General features: G+C 70.7%; 7 protein-coding genes. 6 read left to right on the forward strand and 1 reads right to left on the reverse strand.

Going from position 1 to position 17,821, the window contains the following annotated elements; genetic code table 11:
- Positions 1-1,395, reverse strand: coding sequence for a type VII secretion integral membrane protein EccD (gene eccD, locus DFJ66_RS26875; protein ID WP_121224963.1), 1,395 nt, complete (start codon positions 1,393-1,395; stop codon positions 1-3).
- A gap of 255 nt (positions 1,396-1,650) precedes the next feature.
- On the opposite strand from eccD, the gene eccCa reads away from it, so the two are divergent.
- The 6 genes from eccCa (at position 1,651) to DFJ66_RS26905 (ending at position 17,815) form a co-directional block, all read left to right on the forward strand.
- Positions 1,651-5,655 (forward strand): type VII secretion protein EccCa, encoded by a 4,005-nt coding sequence (gene eccCa, locus DFJ66_RS26880; protein WP_121224965.1) that lies wholly within the window; start codon positions 1,651-1,653, stop codon positions 5,653-5,655.
- Positions 5,656-6,265: 610 nt separating this feature from the next.
- A complete protein-coding gene (locus DFJ66_RS26885; protein WP_121224967.1) occupies positions 6,266-9,124 on the forward strand; it encodes an AfsR/SARP family transcriptional regulator in 2,859 nt (952 codons plus the stop codon).
- 30 nt (positions 9,125-9,154) lie between these two features.
- Complete coding sequence (locus DFJ66_RS26890; RefSeq protein ID WP_121224969.1) at positions 9,155-12,034, forward strand: AfsR/SARP family transcriptional regulator; 2,880 nt, start codon at positions 9,155-9,157, stop codon at positions 12,032-12,034.
- Positions 12,031-14,748 carry an AfsR/SARP family transcriptional regulator gene (locus tag DFJ66_RS26895; protein ID WP_121224971.1) on the forward strand — a complete coding sequence of 906 codons (2,718 nt, stop codon included), beginning with the start codon at positions 12,031-12,033 and terminating at the stop codon, positions 14,746-14,748. Before DFJ66_RS26890 ends, DFJ66_RS26895 begins: the two co-directional genes overlap by 4 nt.
- Positions 14,745-15,989, forward strand: a complete 1,245-nt coding sequence (locus DFJ66_RS26900; RefSeq protein WP_121224973.1) for an AfsR/SARP family transcriptional regulator — start codon at positions 14,745-14,747, stop codon at positions 15,987-15,989. Before DFJ66_RS26895 ends, DFJ66_RS26900 begins: the two co-directional genes overlap by 4 nt.
- Positions 15,990-16,036: 47 nt before the next feature.
- Positions 16,037-17,815: a type VII secretion-associated protein gene (locus DFJ66_RS26905; protein WP_121224976.1), complete on the forward strand. Its 1,779-nt coding sequence runs from the start codon at positions 16,037-16,039 to the stop codon at positions 17,813-17,815.
- The last annotated feature ends 6 nt before the right edge of the window (positions 17,816-17,821 follow it).

Below are 17,821 nucleotides of genomic sequence, written 5' to 3' on the forward strand. Positions count from 1 at the left end.
TCAGGCCGGGATCAGCTGGCGCATGGCGACGTACAGGTCCATGACGGCGAGCGCGAGCGGCAGCACGATGGCGATCAGGATCGCCTCCAGCACGTCCACCGTCCGGCGCAGCACCGGCGAGAACTTCTGGCCGGGGAAGATCACGCCGAGCACCAGGGCCGCCGCGCCGACCAGGACCAGCGTGCCGAACACGAACAGCAGCCGGTGGTCCAGCGAGGACTGCACGAGCCAGCCCAGCAGCACGCCCGTGGCCGCCGCCATGCCGCTGACCAGCAGCGCCACCGCCTGCGCGCCGTTGGCGTAGGCCCGGCCGCGCAGCATCAGCACCAGCGCGACGGTGACCGCGAGCGCGGGACCCCAGATGGTGCCGTCGCCCGCGGCGATCACCGAGAACAGCGCGGCCGTGCCGCCGCAGCCGATGATCATGCCGGTCAGGTACTCGTGGGCGTTGGCGGTGCGCCGCTCGATCACCGCGTACTCGGGGAAGCCGGTGTCCTCCTTGAGGTCCTCGGCACTGCCCGGCACGGTCGGCAGCGGCAGCTTCGCCAGCTGGATGGTCAACCGGGGCAGCGCGGACAGCGCCGCCAGCGACACCGCCGCCGTGGCCGCCGCGATCCCCACGATCGGGTGGTCGACGAAGATGCCGACGAGGAACGCGAGGCCGCTGAGCGCGCCCGCGGTGGCCGCCGCGATGAACACGGTGATGCCGCGCCCGATCAGCAGGATGGCCGCGGAGGCGAAGATCAGCACCAGGACGCTGGCCAGCAGCAGGTTCGGCCGCCCGACCGCGCCCGGCACGATGTAGAGGCCCGCCACGTACGCCATGGGCAGCCCGCCCGCGGCGGCGATCAGCACGCCCGTGCCGACCGCGTTGTAGGACCGGGCGATCACCGCGCCCGCGGCCAGCGCCACGACCGCCATCGCGCCCGCGCAGATCGCGGGCCACAGGCCGGCGCCGCCGACCAGGGGGCCGGACAGCAGCACCGCGACGGCGGCGGCGACCAGCGCCAGCGCGCCCGCGATGTGGCCGTACTTGCGCGCGGTGTCCTTCGTCCACGGCCGGAAGCTGTCCGGGTCGGACTCGGCGATCGCGTCCACCACGTCGTCGTACAGCGGCGGCGGCGGGTTCTCGTTGCGCTTGCGCAGCTGGAGCAGCTCGCCGTCCACGATGCCCAGCGAGGCCAGCGTGCGGCTGGGGTCGAGCGGGCTGTCGCCCAGCTTCGCCAGCGCCCACCCGCCGTGCCGCACACCACCGTCCGGAGTGGCCTCCTTGGCCATGTCCAGCAGCATCGGCAGCAGGTCGGCCACCGCGACGTCGGCGGGGAGCGCGACGTCGATACGCGTGCGCGGCGCAACCACCGTCACCCGGCTGAACACCGTCGTACCGGTCGCCACCAGGGCCCCCTAAGTCATCTTGCGTGTCTGCGTCCCGCCCCGACCTTATTGGCCCGCCGAACGGGCCGGTCGCCAGGGGCGGGACACAGTATGGCCGGAACGGGTGACCGGAGGAGGGCCGTTCCGGCGAACACGGGCCCGGTGGATTTTCACGACCCACCTTCGTGGCGGGTTCCGATGCGCAATAGTGTCGGTTGGCAACCGCGGTTGTGACACGCGAGTCGGTTCGAGAGAGTGTGAAGAGGTGCCTGTTAGGTGAGCACGCTGCAGTTCAAGCGCACGGCACGCCTCGCTGCTCCCCGTCCGCCGGGCGGTGAGGTCCACCTCGAACCGCCGCCCGAGGTGCCCCGGATCATCCCCGGCAACATCATGATGAAGGCGATGCCGGCCGTCATGATCGTGTCGTCCGTCGGGATGATGGTCCTGATGTTCAGCTACAGCGGCAAGAACCCGGCCGCCATGATCATGCCCGGCATGATGATGATCTCGACCATCGGCATGATGGCGGGCGGGATGGGTGGGGGCAAGGGCCAGAAGAAGGCCGAGATGAACGAGGACCGCAAGGACTACCTGCGCTACCTCGGCCAGATGCGGGACCGCGCCCGGGAAGCCGCCAACGAGCAGCGCGCCGAGCGGGAGTGGGTGCACCCCGACCCGCAGATGCTGTGGTCGCTGGCCACCACCCGCCGCATGTGGGAGCGGCGGCAGAACGACCCCGACTTCTGCCACCTGCGCGCCGGCCGCGGCTCGCAGCGCCTGGCCACCCGCCTCGTGCCGCCGCAGACCGGCCCGGTCGAGGAGCTGGAGCCGATCGCCACGCTGGCGCTGCGCCGGTTCGTGCGCGCCCACTCGCTGGTGCCCGACCTGCCCATCTCGATCGCGCTGCGCGGCTTCGCCGCCGTCGGCCTGCTCGGCGAGACCGGCGCCAAGCGCGGCCTGGCCCGTGCCCTGATCGCCCAGATGGCGACCTTCCACTCCCCGGACGACCTGCTCATCGCCGTGGTCACCACCGGCCGCACCAAGGCCGAGTGGGAGTGGATGAAGTGGCTGCCGCACGTTCAGCACCCGAACATCGTCGACGGCATCGGCCAGATGCGCATGATGGCCTCGTCGTTGACCGAGGTCGAGCAGATGCTGGACGAGCAGTTGCGCGACCGCCAGCGGTTCACCCGCAACGCGCCGCCGCCCGCCGACCAGCCGCACATCGTGATCGTCATCGACGACGGCGACGTCACCCGCGAAGAGCAGATCATCCTGGAAGAGGGCCTGGTCGGCGTCACCCTGCTCGACCTGTCCGAGTCGCTGGGCAACCTGACCGCCCGGCGCGGCCTGCGCCTGGTCATCGAGGACGACAAGCTGGGCGCGCGCAGCGCCAGCGGCGTCGAGTGGTTCGGCTCGCCGGACTGGCTGTCCGTGCCCGAGGCCGAGGCGCTGGCCCGGCGGCTGTCGCCGTACCGGATCGGCGGCGTGGACGCGGGCGGCAGCGACGAGGACCCGCTGTCGATGTCCAACAACCCGCCGCTGATCGAGTTCCTGGGCCTCCAGGGCGACCCGATGACCTTCGACGTGCAGCAGGCGTGGCGGCCCCGGCCGGTCCGCGACCGCTACCGCGTGCCGTTCGGCATCGGCGAGTTCGGCCAGCAGGTGGAGCTGGACATCAAGGAAGCGGCCATGGAGGGCATGGGCCCGCACGGCCTGTGCATCGGCGCGACCGGTTCCGGCAAGTCCGAGTTCCTGCGCACGCTGGTGCTGGGCCTGCTGGCCACGCACTCCTCGACGTCGCTGAACATGATCCTCGTCGACTTCAAGGGTGGTGCGACGTTCCTCGGCCTGGACAAGGCCCCGCACGTCGCCGCGGTCATCACCAACCTCTCCGGTGACCTGACCCTGGTCGACCGCATGAAGGACGCCATCGCGGGCGAGGTCGCGCGGCGGCAGGAAGTCCTGGCCAAGGGCAACTACAAGAACGTGTGGGACTACGAGAAGGCCCGCGAGAACGGCGCCGACCTCGACCCGCTGCCCGCGCTGTTCATCTGCATCGACGAGTTCTCCGAGATGCTGACCGCCAAGCCGGACTTCATCGACATCTTCCTCCAGATCGGCCGCGTCGGCCGGTCGCTCCAGATGCACATGCTGCTGGCCTCGCAGCGACTGGAGGAAGGCAAGCTGCGCGGTCTGGACACGTTCCTGTCCTACCGGATCGGTCTGAAGACGTTCTCCGCCGCCGAGTCGCGCGCCGCGATCGGCGTGCCGGACGCCTACGAGCTGCCGCCCATCCCGGGTTCGGGTTACCTCGGCGTGCAGGGCGCGCCGCTGACCCGGTTCAAGGCGCTGTACGTGTCCGGCCCGTACCGGCCCGCCGGCATCCAGGTGGCCGGCCCGTCGGCCGTGGTGTCCAGCGACAAGCGGCCCCGGTTCTTCGTGCCGGACTACATCGAGATCCCCAAGGAACCGGTCAAGCCGGTCGAACCGGTCAAGCAGGAGAAGGAGAAGGAGGACAGCAACGAGCCCAGCGAGCTCGAGGTCATCGTCAGCCGCCTGGTGGGCCAGGGCCCGCCGGCGCACGAGGTGTGGCTGCCGCCGCTGAACGAGCCCCCGTCGCTGGACACCCTCCTGCCCCCGCTCCAGGCCACCGAGGACCGCGGCCTCACGCCGCCCGGGTTCTTCTCCAACGGCAAGCTCCAGGTGCCGCTGGGCGTCGTGGACAAGCCGTTCGAGCAGCGGCGCGACCTGCTGTGGGCGGACTTCTCCGGTGCGGCCGGCCACGGCGCGATCGTCGGCGGTCCGCAGTCGGGCAAGTCGATGATGCTGCGCACGCTGATCACGTCGATGGCGTTGACGCACACCCCCGAGGAAGTGCAGTTCTACTGCCTCGACCTCGGTGGCGGCACGCTCGCGTCGCTGGAGAACCTGCCGCACGTCGGTGGCTTCGCGTCCCGTCTGGACGTCGACAAGGCCCGCCGCATGGTGGCCGAGCTGTCCGGTCTGATCTCCGAGCGCGAAGTCCGGTTCCGGGCGCAGGGCATCGACTCGATGGTCGAGTTCCGCAACCGCAAGCGGCGCGGCGAGATCCGCGACGACGACTTCGGCGACGCGTTCCTCGTCGTGGACGGCTGGATGAACTTCCGGCAGGAGTTCGAGGCGCTGGAACCGCAGGTCCAGGCGCTGGCCGCGCAGGGTCTGTCGTTCGGCGTGCACGTGGTCGTGGCCGCGAACCGCTGGGCGGAGATCCGGCCCGCGATGAAGGACCTGCTGGCCACGCGGTTCGAGCTGCGCCTGGGTGACCCGAGCGAGTCCGACGTGGACCGGAAGGTCGCGGTCAACGTGCCCGCCGGCCGTCCCGGTCGCGGCCTGTCCCCGCAGAAGCTGCACTTCCTGACCGCGCTGCCCCGCATCGACGCGTCCTCCGACGCCGAGAACGTGGCGGCGGGCGTGCAGGACATGGTCGCCAAGGTCAACGGCGCCTGGCGCGGCCGGCGCGCCCCGCAGGTCCGGCTGCTGCCCGACCTGCTGCCGTACCCGGAGTTCATGGCCCAGGTCCAGCAGATCAACCCGAACCGCGGCCACCTGGTGCCGATCGGCGTCAACGAGGACGAGCTGGCGCCGGTCTACATGGACTTCGACGCCGACCCGCACTTCATGGCGCTGGCCGACGGCGAAGCCGGCAAGACGAACATGCTGCGGACCATCGTGCGCGGCATCATGAGCAGCTACACCTCGTCCGAGGCGCTGATCATGCTCGTCGACTACCGCCGCACCATGCTGGGGCTGATCGACACCGACCACCTGCTGTCCTACGCCGTGTCGTCGGCCCAGCTGACCGACATGATCAAGGACGTGCGCGGCTCGATGGCCGGCCGCCTGCCGGGCCCGGACGTCACGCAGGAACAGCTGAAGAACCGGTCGTGGTGGAAGGGCCCCGAGCTGTTCGTGGTCGTGGACGACTACGACCTCGTCGCCCCCCAGGGCGCCCAGAACCCGCTGGCCCCGCTGGCGGAGTTCATCCCGCAGGCGAAGGACGTCGGCCTGCACATCATCGCGGCACGGCGCATGGGTGGCGCGTCGAGGGCGATGTACGACCCGATCCTGGGCAAGCTGAAGGAGATCTCGGCCCCGATCATGGTGGGTTCCGGCTCGAAGGAGGAGGGCGCGATCGTCGGCAACCTGAAGCCGTCGCCACAGCCCCCGGGCCGGGGCACGCTGGTGACGCGCAAGTTCGGCCAGCAGCGCATCCAGTTCGCCTGGATCCAGCCCGACTAGCAGCCACACGTCGAACGGGGCCGCTCCTCACTCCCGGGGAGCGGCCCCTCGCTCTGTCACGACCCCCCCGGACACGCCGAAAGGGGCCGCCCAGCGCGTGGGGCGACCCCTCCCGAAAAATGCGACCCGCGGACATCCGCACGGGGGAGCGCACGGACGTCCGCGGGTCGTGGTGGTCACCGGTGAGCCTGCCGGAGCCTGGTACGTCACCCCCTGAACGACGACGCACCAACCCCGACTCCCCGGCGCAGGACCGCGGCACCCCCCGTGTTGCCGACCGCCGTCCTGTCCCCGGAACCGCCCCGCGGTGAACGCTGTCCACTGTGCCCGGTCCCGCTCACACTCGACTCACGCCGTCGGCTGGGGGCCCGCGGCGTGGACCGGGTGCGCTCGGGCAGGTGGGACCCGGGGTCGGGGGTTCCAGGCCCCACCCTTTCGAGCACGTGGATCAGTCCACGGGGTGACTCCGGCGGATCGACCACCTCCTCCGAAGCGGGACGGTTCGCCGTCCCACGAACCATGCTGGCCACCGGCCCTCACACCTCTGTCACGCGAACCTCACGCGGCACCGGCGACCGGCCGTAAACTGTGCCCCGCTCGGAGGAGGGATATGAGGACTGCGTTCAAGGTGCTCGGTCCCCTTGAGGTCCGGCGCGACGGCGAGCTGGTGCCGATCCCGGCGGGCCGCACCCGGGTCCTGCTGGCGTCCCTGCTGCTGCGAGCAGGCGAAACCCTCTCCGTCGACACCCTCGTCGAACGCCTCTGGGACGGCGCGCCTCCCAGCCCCCACCGCGCCCGTTCCACCCTCCACATGGTGATGACCCGGCTCCGTCAGGCGCTGGGCGATGTCAACGTCGTGCGCACCACCTTCAACGGCTACGTAGCCGACATCGGACCCGACGAGCTCGACCTGCACGTCTTCCGCCGGCTGGTCGAGCAGGCCCGGTTCGCCGACGCCCTCGCGCTGTACCGGGGGGACCCGCTGTCCGACGTGCGTTCCGACGTCCTGCACGCAGAGGAGGTCGCGCCGCTGCTGGAGGAACGCCTGGTCGTCCTCGAACGCCGGATCGACGCCGACCTGGACGCGGGCCGTTCCGCCGAGCTGGTCGCCGAGCTGCGCGCGCTGACCACCCGCCACCCGCTGCGCGAGCGATTCTGGGGTCAGCTGATGCTCGCCCTGTCCCGATCGGGCCGCCAGGCCGATGCCCTGGCCACCTACCGCTCGGTGACCAAGCTGCTGGACGACGAGTTGGGCGTCGCACCCGGTCCCGAGCTGCGCGAAGTCCACCAGACCGTGCTGTCCGGGGCGCCGCACTCCCCGTCGTGGCCGCTGCCCCGCCAGCTCCCACCCGACATCGCGGACTTCGTGGGCCGCGAGGACCTGCATCGCGAGGTCACCGCTGTCTTCACCACGCCCACCTCGCCGACGGCGGTCCCGATCGCGGTCGTCACCGGTCCACCCGGGTCGGGCAAGAGCGCGCTGACCGTCCACCTCGCGCACCGCCTGAGCGAGCGGTTCCCGGACGGCCAGCTGTTCGTCCGCCTCGGCGACGGCACCCACCGCCCCCGCGACACGGGCGAGGTGCTGGCCGAGCTGCTCACCGGGGTGGGCGTCGGCTTGGCGTCCATCCCGGAGGACGTGGAGGCGCGCGCGGCGGCGTTCCGGTCCCGGGTCGCCGACCGGGCGGTGCTGCTCGTGCTCGACGGCGCGGCGGACCTGGAGCAGGTGCGGCTGTTGCTGCCCGGCGGCGCGCGGTGCGGGGTCCTGGTCAGCAGCCGCCACCACTTGACCGGTCTGCCGGGCGGTCGCGTCCTGCGCCTGGACCCGCTCGGCCACGCCGACGCCCTGCGCCTGCTGTCCGGGATCATCGGCGACGACCGGGTGGACCGGGAGCGCGCGGCGGCCGACGTGGTCGTCGAGGCCACCGGCGGCCTGCCGCTGGCGCTGCGCATCGTGGGCGCCCGCCTGGCGACCCGGCCGAGCCTGCCGCTGAGCGCGCTCGCAGCCCGCCTGTCCGACGAGCGCCGCCGCTTGGACGAACTGTCCACAGCGGACATGGAGGTCCGCGCCGGTTTCGAGCTGAGCTACGCCGAACTGGACGACGACGTCGCCACGGCGTTCCGCCGCCTGGGACTGCTCGGCCCGCTGGACTTCGCGGCCTGGTCGGTGTCCGTCCTCACCGACGGCGACGGCGAACGCCTGGTGGAGCACCTGGTCAACGCGAACCTCCTGCAAGAGATGGGCGTCGACGCCACCGGCGAACCCCGCTACCGCCTGCACGACCTCCTCGCGGTCTACGCGGCCGAACTGGTCGCCCGGGACGACCCGACCGAGAACCGCGCCCGCCTGCGGCGCCACGCCGAAGCCCTGCTCCTGCTGTCCGACCTGGCCCAGCACGACACCCGGCTATACGTGGACATGCTGCCCATGCGCCCGATCGACGTGCACGAACCCGCGCTCGCTCACGACGCCGACCGCGTGACCCGCAGCTCAGCGGCGTGGCTGGTGGCAGAGCAGCGCCAGATCGTCCGCGCCGTCGAGGTGGCCGCCCGCGAGGGCTGGCCCGACATCGCCGCCGACCTGGCCGACCGAGCCAGCCACCTGGACCTGGACGTGTTCATCGGCAGCGCCGGCATGGCCCGCCTGCACGCCTTGTCCAGTGCGAGCGCCCGAGCGGCCGGCGACACCAACCTCGCCCTCCGCATGGAACACCACCGCCTCAGCGAGGCCGCGAAGGACGTCGTGGACGCACGGATCATCGACGACTTCCGCAAGTGCGCCGAGGGCCTGGAAGCCATCGGCGACACCCTCACCCTGGCCTGCCACCTCGCCACGTGGGCGTACTACCAGTCCGTCTACGACGGCAAACCCGCCGTGGACATGGCCGCCCGCGCCGCCACCCTGGCCGAACAAGCCGGCGACGAGACCGTTTACCTCTCCGCCCTGCGCGAGTACGCGTCGATGGTGGCGTGGAGCGGCCGAATGGCTGACGCCCTCCCACTATTCGAGAAAGCCATCACGCTCAGCCGCACCCAACCGGACAAACTGTCCGAAGCCCAAGTCCAACACCGCATTTCCATGTACGCCTTGCGCAACAACGACCTGGAACTAGCCGCTCGAGCGTCAAGAACCACCATGGAACTCCTGGCCAACACCCACGACCTCCGCGCTACCGCCCACGTCCTGAGCCATGCGTCCAGGGTGGATGCGGCCCTGGGCAACCACGACAGCGCGATCGACAAAGCACAACGCGCCTACGAGATGTTCACCGGTCTGGCGGAAGGCATCGGCTCCGCCACCGCCGCCGCGAACGTGGCCGAGAGCTACCTGGCCGCCGACCGTCCGGCGGACGCTTTGGCGTTCCTGGAAAAGGCAATGTCGACCCATGAGGGGGTGGGCGCGTCCGAAGCTCTGGACCGCATGGCAGAAGCCCGAGTTAGGGCGCGTCAAGCCCTGCAAAGACCCTGACCGACATCATCAACACCAGGGGGGCAGTTGATGGTCACGGAATTCAAAGTCCTGGGCCCGTTGGAGGTCTGGCACGACGGCGTGCAGGTACCGGTCCCGTCCGGCCGCACGGCGGTGCTGCTGGCGTCGTTGTTGTTGCACGCCAACGAAGTTCTGTCCGCCGACGCCCTGGTGGACCGCGTCTGGGACGGCGCTCCGGCCAACCCGGCCCGTGCGCGGGCGACTCTGCAGATGACCGTGACCCGCCTTCGGCAGGCGCTGGGTCCGGCGAACGTCGTCCGCACGGTCGCGGGCGGCTACCAGGCGGTCGTGCCCGAAGGCGCCCTGGACCTGCACCGCTTCCGCGCCCTCGTGGGGGGCGGGCGGTTCGCCGAGGCGTTGGCGCTGTGGCGCGGGGAACCGCTGGCCGACCTCCGGTCCGACGCGTTGCACACCGAGGTCGAGGCCCTGGTGGAGGAGCGCCTGGCCGCCCTGGAACGACGTGTCGAGGCGGACCTGGAGGAGGGGAAGTCCGCCGAGCTGGTGGCGGAACTGCGCACCCTCGTCGCCCGCCACCCGCTGCGCGAGCGCTTCTGGGGCCAACTGATGCTCGCCCTGTCCCGCTCGGGCCGCCAAGCCGACGCCCTGGCGACCTACCGGACCGTCGCCAAGCTGCTGGACGACGAGCTGGGCGTCGCGCCCAGCAAGGAGCTGCGCGACATCCACCAGTCGGTGCTGTCCGGCGAACCCGTGATCGCGCCGGTCACCGCGGCATGGCCGACGCCACGCCAACTCCCGCCCGTCACCGCGGACTTCGTCGGCCGGGACGACGTCCACCGCGAGGTCGGGCAGGCCCTCACCGGTCGCACGACGGCGAGCGCTGTCCCGATCACCGTCGTCACCGGCCCTCCCGGGTCCGGTAAGAGCGCCCTGACCGTCCGCATCGCGCACGGCCTGAGCGACCGGTTCCCCGATGGCCAGCTCTTCGTCAACCTCGGGGACGGCACGTCCGAACCCCGCGACCCGGCCGAGGTGCTGGTCGAGCTGCTGGCCGCCGTCGGCGTGCCCATGACGTCCGTACCCGAGGACATCGGCGCGCGAGCCGCGGCGTTCCGGTCGCGGTTGGCTGATCGGGCGGTGCTGGTCGTCCTCGATGGTGCCGCCGACGTGGAGCAGGTGCGCCACCTGCTGCCGGGCAGCGCCTCCTGTGCGGTACTGATCACCAGCAGGAACCTCCTGACCGGCTTGGAGGGTGGCAGCGTGGTGCGCCTGCGCCCCCTAGCGGCGGCCGACGGCCTCCAGCTCCTGACGCGCATGATCGGCGCCCAGCGCGTGTCTGCCGAACGAGCGGCGGCCGAGGCGATCGTGGCCGCGACCGGCGGCCTGCCCCTCGCGCTGCGCATCGTCGGCGCCCGGCTGGCCACCCGCCCGAACCTGCCGCTGCACCTGCTGGCGGGCCGCTTGTCCGACGAGCAGCGGAGGCTGGACGAACTGTCCACGGCGGACATGGAGGTGCGGGCCAGCTTCGAGCTGAGCTACGCGGCCCTGGATGAGGAAGTCGCGGCCGCGTTCCGCCGGCTCGGCTTCCTGAGCACCCTCGACTTCGCCGCCTGGGTGGTGTCCGTCCTGACCGGCGGCGACGGCGATCGCCTGGTGGAGCGGCTGCTGGAGGCGAACCTCCTCGAAGAGCTCGGTGTGGACGCAACCGGCGAACCTCGATACCGCCTGCACGATCTGCTCGCCGACTACGCGGCCGAACTCCTTTCCCCAGAAGACAACGCACACCTGCGGCACTACGTGGACGCGCTCCTGCTCCTCGCCGATGCAGCGGGATCGGAGGTGCCCTTGACCATCGACGCCGTGCCGGTCGCACCGGTCGATGTCGTGGTCCCCGAGCTGGAGTCGTCGGTCGTGGCACGACTGACCGAACGGCCGACGTCGTGGCTGGTGGCCGAGCACCGGCAGTTCACCCGTGCGATCGAGATGTGCGCAACGCACGGCTGGCCCCGGCCCGGCATGGACCTGTTGGAGCTCGCCAACCACCTCGACGCGGCCGCGATCGTGGCAGGCGACCGGATGGCAGGGTTGAACGCCCTGCTCAGGGACAGCGCCGAGAAGGCGGGTGATTTCACGCTGATGTGGCGCGCCGAGCACGGCCGCCTCGCGCACATCGCCATGGCGGGCATGACGGACGAACTGGTCGAGCAGTTCCGGATCTGCGCGGAGGGCATGGAGTCGTGTGGTGACCTGCTCTGGTTGGCTAATCACCTGGCGTCGTGGGCGTACTACCAATCGGTCTTCGACGACCGACCGGCCGTGGACTTGGCCAGGCGTGCTGTCGAGATCGCACGGGAGGCCGGCGAACCGCTCACCTACCTCTCCGCGTTGCGAGAACACGCATCCATGCTCGCGTGGGCCGACCGAGTCGACGAGGCAACACCCCTGTTCGAGGAGGCCGCGGAGCTGGCCACGTCGATCAGCCCGGTCGCAGAGGCGGCCGTCCAACACCGGATCTCGGTGTACGCGCTGCGCCACGGCGACCTCGAACGGGCGACGACCACCTCGCGGCGGTCGCTGGAGTTGATCGAAGCAGCCGGCGACCTGCGGGGTACGGCCTACGTCCTCAGCCACGCGTCGAGAGTCGCGTCGGCGTCCGGCGACCACCGCGCGGCTATCGCTTTCGCGGAGCGCGCGTACCGGATCTTCCAATCGCTGGTAGAGGGACTGGGCTCCGCGAACGCGGCCGCGAACCTCGCGGAGAGCTACCTCGCGGCGGACCGGGCCGCTGACGCGGAGCGCCTGCTGGCCGAGGCGATCCCAGCACATGAGGGCGTCGGCGCGACCGAGGCACTGGAACGCATGGTCGAAACGCTGAGACGCGTGCGAGCGCTGACCCAGGACGCCCTGCGGACCGGGGTGAACGCCAGGTGACCGGCACACCGGAGGAGATCTCGTTCTCGGTGCTCGGACCGCTGGAGGTGCGCATCGGCGACCGGGCTGTGCCGGTGCCGGAGGGACGGGCGCGGACCTTGTTGGGAGGCCTTCTCCTGCGGGCCGGCGAAGCCGTGCCCACTCGGACACTCGTGCACTGGCTGTGGGACGGCGAGCCGCCCAACCCGTCGCGGGCGAAGGCCACGTTGCAGATGGTTGTCACCCGGCTCCGCCGAGCTCTCGGCCCGGCGAACGTCGTCCGCACCATGCCCGACGGCTACGTCGCCGACATACCCGAAGGCAGCCTCGACCTCTACCGCTACCGCGCCTTGGTCGAGCAGGGCCGGTACGCCGAAGCGTTGGGCCTGTGGAGGGGAGACCCGCTCGGCGACATCCGCTCCGACACCCTGCACCAAGACGAGGTGGTACCGCTGGTGGTCCACAAGTTGGCTGTGCTGGAGAGGCGCATCGAATCCGATCTGAGAACCGGTGCCGACCACGCGCTGGTCGTGGAGCTCCAGGCGTTGACCCGAACGCACCCGCTCCACGAGCCGTTCTGGGCGCTCCTCGTGCGCGTCCTGCACCGGACCGGTCGCCGCGCCGACGCGCTCGCCGCTTATCAGGAAGCCGCGAACGTGCTGGCCCGCGAACTGGGCGCCAAACCGGGACCAGGGTTGCGCTCGGCGCAGGAGTTGGTGTTGCGGGAGGACGCCGCGGACACCACCGTCCCGGTACCGCGCCAGCTGCCCGCCGGTCCGGTGCACTTCGTCGGTCGGGCTCGAGAACTCGACCGGCTGACGCGCCTGGTGGACTCGCGTACCGAGAGTAGCGGGACCGTGGTCATCTCGGCGATCAACGGCGTTGGCGGCATCGGGAAGACCGCGCTCGCCCTGCACTGGGCGCACCAGCACGCCGACCGCTTCCCGGATGGGCAGCTCTACGCCAACCTGCGTGGGTTCGACCCGTCTGCCTCGCCGGTCGCGGTCGGAGCGGTGCGACGTGCGTTCCTGAACGCGCTCGGGGTCCCCGCGGAGCGGGGACAACAGGATCCTGATGCCGAAGCAGCGCTCTACCAGGACGTCTTCCGCCGCAAACAGGTGTTGGTCGTGCTGGACAACGCCCGGGACGTCGAGCACGTGCGCCCGTTGCTGCCCATGGCGTCGCCGAGCCTGATCTTGGTCACGAGCCGGAACCGATTGGGCGGACTCACCTCCGCCGCCCCGATCGTGCTCGACCCGCTGCAGCACGAAGAAGCGTGGTCGCTGCTCACCCGTCGCCTCGGCGAACACCGGGTGGACGGCGAGCGGTCGGCGGCGGCAGGGCTGGTCGACCGCTGTGCCGGGCTGCCGTTGGCCCTGGCGGTAGTCGCCGCTCGCGCGGCCACGGACACCGTGCTGAAACTGGACGACCTGCTCGGCGAGTTGTCGAGCGAGAGCGGCAGGTTGGGCGCACTGGACGCGGGTGACGCGGTGGGCAGCGTCCGAGCGATGTTCTGGTCGTCCTACCGGAACCTGCCCGCTGCCGCGGCGCGACTGTTCCGGCTGCTCAGCCTGCACCCGGGCCCGGATTTCGGCGTCGCGGCGGCAGCTTCCCTCATGGCCGTGCCAGTCGAAGAGGCCGAGGGGGTGCTGGAGGCGCTGTTCGACGCGCACCTGTTGTCCCGGCCGCGGCTCGACCGGTTCGCGTTCCACGACCTGGTGCGGGACTTCGCGGCCGAACGGCTCGCCGAGGTGGTGGAGACAGAGCGTGAAGAAGCCGAAGCGAGGCTCCTCGGTCATTACGTCACATCTGCGGTGAACGCGGCACTGGCGTACAACCCGCACCGCACACCGATCGCTGTCGACCAGCCGCCACCAGGAAGCGTGACGCTCGAATTCACCCACACCACGGCCGGCGAGTGGTTGATCGTGGAGGAAGCCGCCATCCTCGGGCTTGTGGGCCGGTCGGACGCCCACACCTGGCGGCTGGCTTGGGCACTGGCCGACTTCCATGAGCGCTCAGGCCGGTGGCGGGAGATGGTCGACGTGCACCTGGTCGGGATCGAGGCCGCCCAGGCAGTCGGCGATGTCGAGGGACAGGCACGGATGCGGCAATCGCTCGGCGGCCACCAACTGAGGTCGCGCGAATATGAGGAAGCGGCGCGGCAGTTGAAGTTGGCGCTGTCGCTCGAAGTCTCCGCAGGGAACCAGCGCGGCGAAGCGTTCACCTGTTGGGGTCTCGCCGCCGTCGCGGATGAAGCCGGCCACCGTGCCGAATCGTTGGAGTGGGCCCGCCGATCACTGGCGCTCTACACCGACATCGGCGACGAGGCGGCGAGAGTCAGTGTGTTGAGCCTGATCGGCGCCAACGCCATCGAGGTGGGCGACGTGGAATCCGGGCTTGCCGCGATCCGGGAGGTGATCGAGATCCACGAGAGCCTCGACGACTACTTCGGGACCGGGGCCACCTACGAGAACATCGGACTCGCGCTGCTCAAGACCGGGAACCGGGCATCCGCCGCCGAGAACCTCCGGCGAGCGGTCGACGTCTGGCTGCGGCGCGGTGACCGCTACCAAACGGGTAGGTCGCTGATGATGTTGGGCGACGTGCTCGCCGAGGGCGGCGACGTCGTCGGCGCACGCGATCGGTGGACCGAATCCGCACAGATCTTCGATGAAGTCGGCCACCACGACGGGGAGTTGGTCCGCGAACGGCTGCGGCGGTACAGCGGATGACCATGACCGGCAAGGGGGGCGTCGAGTTCCGGGTGCTTGGGCCGTTGGAGGTCGAGCACGCGGGCGAGGTCGTGCCGGTGCCACCCGGGAAGAGCCGGGTGCTGCTGGCCTTGCTGCTGCTGCGGGCGAACCAGGTCGTGAGTGCGGACGAGTTGGTCGATCGAATGTGGTCGGGAATTAGCGATCACCGTCGTGCTTTGGCCACTCTGCACATGGCGATCACTCGCTTGAGACACGCGTTGAGGCCGGTGGACGTCATCCGCACCGTGACCGCCGGTTACCGCGCGGAGGTCGGGGAAGGTGCGCTGGATCTCGACCGCTTCCGCGAGCTGGCCCACCGTGGCAGCTACGCCGCGGCTTTGGCCCAGTGGCGGGGTGAGCCTCTGGCGGACGTGCCGCAGGCACCGCTCGGCGAGTACCGGGCGCTGCTGGACGAGGAACGCCTGTCGGTGCTTGAACGCCGCATCGATGCCGACCTTGCTGTCGGTCACCCAGGTCGGCTCGTCACCGAACTCCGCGACCTGGTCATCCGGTATCCGCTGCGCGAGAGGTTCCGCGCCCAGTTGATGACCGCGCTGCACCAGTCCGGTGAGACGGCCGCGGCGCTGGCGGTGTACGAGGAGTCGCGCCTTTTGCTGGCCGAAGAGCTGGGACTGGACCCGGACTTGCGGTTGCGGGCGCTGCACCAACGGATCGTGGCGGGCAGCGGGGTGCCGGACCTGCGGTTGCCCGATGGGCTGGCTGGGGTCCCTCGGCTCGCGCTGGTGGACGAACTCTCCAACGCGGTGGACGAGGGATTCCCGCTCTTGGCGCTCGTGGGACCCGAAGGGGTCGGTAAGACCGCCCTCGCGGTGCAGTGGGCCGGAGCTGTGCGGGCCAGCTTTCCCGACGGCACCTTGTTCTTGGATCTGCGCGGACACCGACCCGACCCGGTCGATGCGGCGGAAGCGGCGCGCGCGGTGCTGGTGGCGTGCGGGGTGCCTGCGGAGCGGGTGCCGCACGACCCGGAGGAGCGTTTCGCGCTGTACCGGAGCGTGCTGGCCGACCGTCGAGCGCTCCTGGTGCTGGACGCCGCTCGGGACGCGGACCACGTGCGCCCCCTGCTACCGGGCACACCTTCGTGTGTCGTTGTGGTGATCAGCAGGCACCCGCTGGTGAGCCTTGTCGCGACGCACGGTGCTCATCCAGTCGCGGTCGGCGCACACCGCACGGAGATGAGCGAAGGCGTCGCTCGATACTGATATGACATGTGCGAGCACGCCGACCCCGGCGGACGAGGGGATGACCGATGAGCTTGCGCGTGGCGGTGGACTTCGGCACGTCCAGCACCTGCGTGGCGATCTCGGTCGACAACCGGGAACCGCAGGTCGTGGTGGTGGACGGCCAGCCCATCGTGCCCTCTGCCGTGTTCGCCGCGGCGGACGGGACGTTGTTCGTCGGGCAGGAGGCGGAGCGGCAGGCGGCCGTGGACCCCGCTCGGTACGAGCCCCATCCCAAGCGGCGGGTCGATGAGGGCGAGCTGCTGCTGGGGACCTCGGTGTTGCCGGTCGTGGACGTGGTCAGGGCGGTGTTGACGCGGGCGGTGAGCGAGGCTCGGCACGTGGCCGGTGGCGCCCGCGTCGACCTGCTGGTGCTCACTCATCCGGCGGACTGGGGTGCCATCCGGACTCGGGTGTTGTTGCAGGCCGCGCGGGGGTTGGGGCAGGAGGTTCGGCTGGTGCCCGAGCCGGTCGCGGCGGCGGTGTTCCACTCGGCCACGCACGCGATCGCCGAGGGGGCCGCGTTGGCGGTCCTGGACCTGGGTGGCGGCACTGTGGACGCGAGTGTCGTGGCACGGTCCGGAGGGACGTTCCGGGTGCTGGCCACCAAGGGAGACCCGAGTTTTGGTGGCGCGGACATCGACCAGGCCTTGCTGGAGCACATCGGCACGTTGGTCGGGCCAGGGGATCCAGAGGCGTGGCGGCAGCTCGTCGAGGGTCGGGAGATGGCCGATCGGCGGAAGCGGCGGGTCCTGCGACAGGACGTGCGGGGTGCCAAGGAGACGTTGTCCCGGCACTCGTACACCGATGTGCCGATGCCGCCGCCGTTTCCTGATGCCCATGTGACGCGAGCCGACCTGGAGCGGTTGATCGACGCGCCGTTGCACCGGGCTGCCGCGCTGGTGACGTCGGTCGTGCGGGATGCCGGGTTGGATCCGCGCGGGTTGGCCGGGGTGTTCCTGGTGGGTGGGTCGAGTCGGATTCCGCTGGTTGCTCGGCTGGTGTTGGAGCAGTCCGGGGTGGTGCCGACCAGCATCGACCAGCCGGAGACTGTGGTCGCCCGAGGTGCGTTGCGGGCGGTCAGCACCGACCCTCTGCGGACGGGAGCGTTGCCGAGCCAGGGTGATGTCACGCAGAAGATCACCGGCGACTCGACTCGCAAGATCACCCGGCGGATCACGGCGTCCCCGCCCGGTGGGTTTCCGCAGCCCGCATATTTCCCGCCCGCGCCGCCGCCGGCGCGGAAGAAGAGTCGTGTGCCGTTGGTCGTGGGTGGAGTGGTGCTGCTGATCGCCCTGATCGGGGCGTCGGTGGCTTACGCGTTGACGCGCAAGGACAACACCGGGACGCCGACCACGACCTCGTCCAGCGCGCCGCAGGGCAAGACGATCGCTCAGTACGACTACAACTTCACCGCGCCGGTCGACTGGATCCAGACCGGTGGGGACCCGAAGAAGCGTGAGGTGCTGCTCAAGCCCGAGGCGCCGTCGTCCCCGCTGGACGTGATCGCGGTCAACGAGAACAAGCTGACCTACAACGCGACTCAAGACCGCGCGCGGGCCGAGCGGGAGTTGCGGGAGGGGTACGACAAGCGGCAGAACGTGTCCGGTTTCGACGCTTCGGCCGACTTCGGGGGCAAGAGTGTCGTTTACTACCGGGAAGAGGCGGACACCTTCACCGTCGACTGGTACGTGATCTTGCAGGACGACGCCCAGGTGAGCGTCGGCTGCCAGTTCCCGGCCTCCGGTGAGGAGCGGGTCCGCCCGGCGTGCGAGCAGGTCGTCCGCACGCTGACCGTGACCAGTTGAGGGAAG

This window comes from Saccharothrix variisporea (assembly GCF_003634995.1).
Taxonomy (GTDB): domain Bacteria; phylum Actinomycetota; class Actinomycetes; order Mycobacteriales; family Pseudonocardiaceae; genus Actinosynnema; species Actinosynnema variisporeum.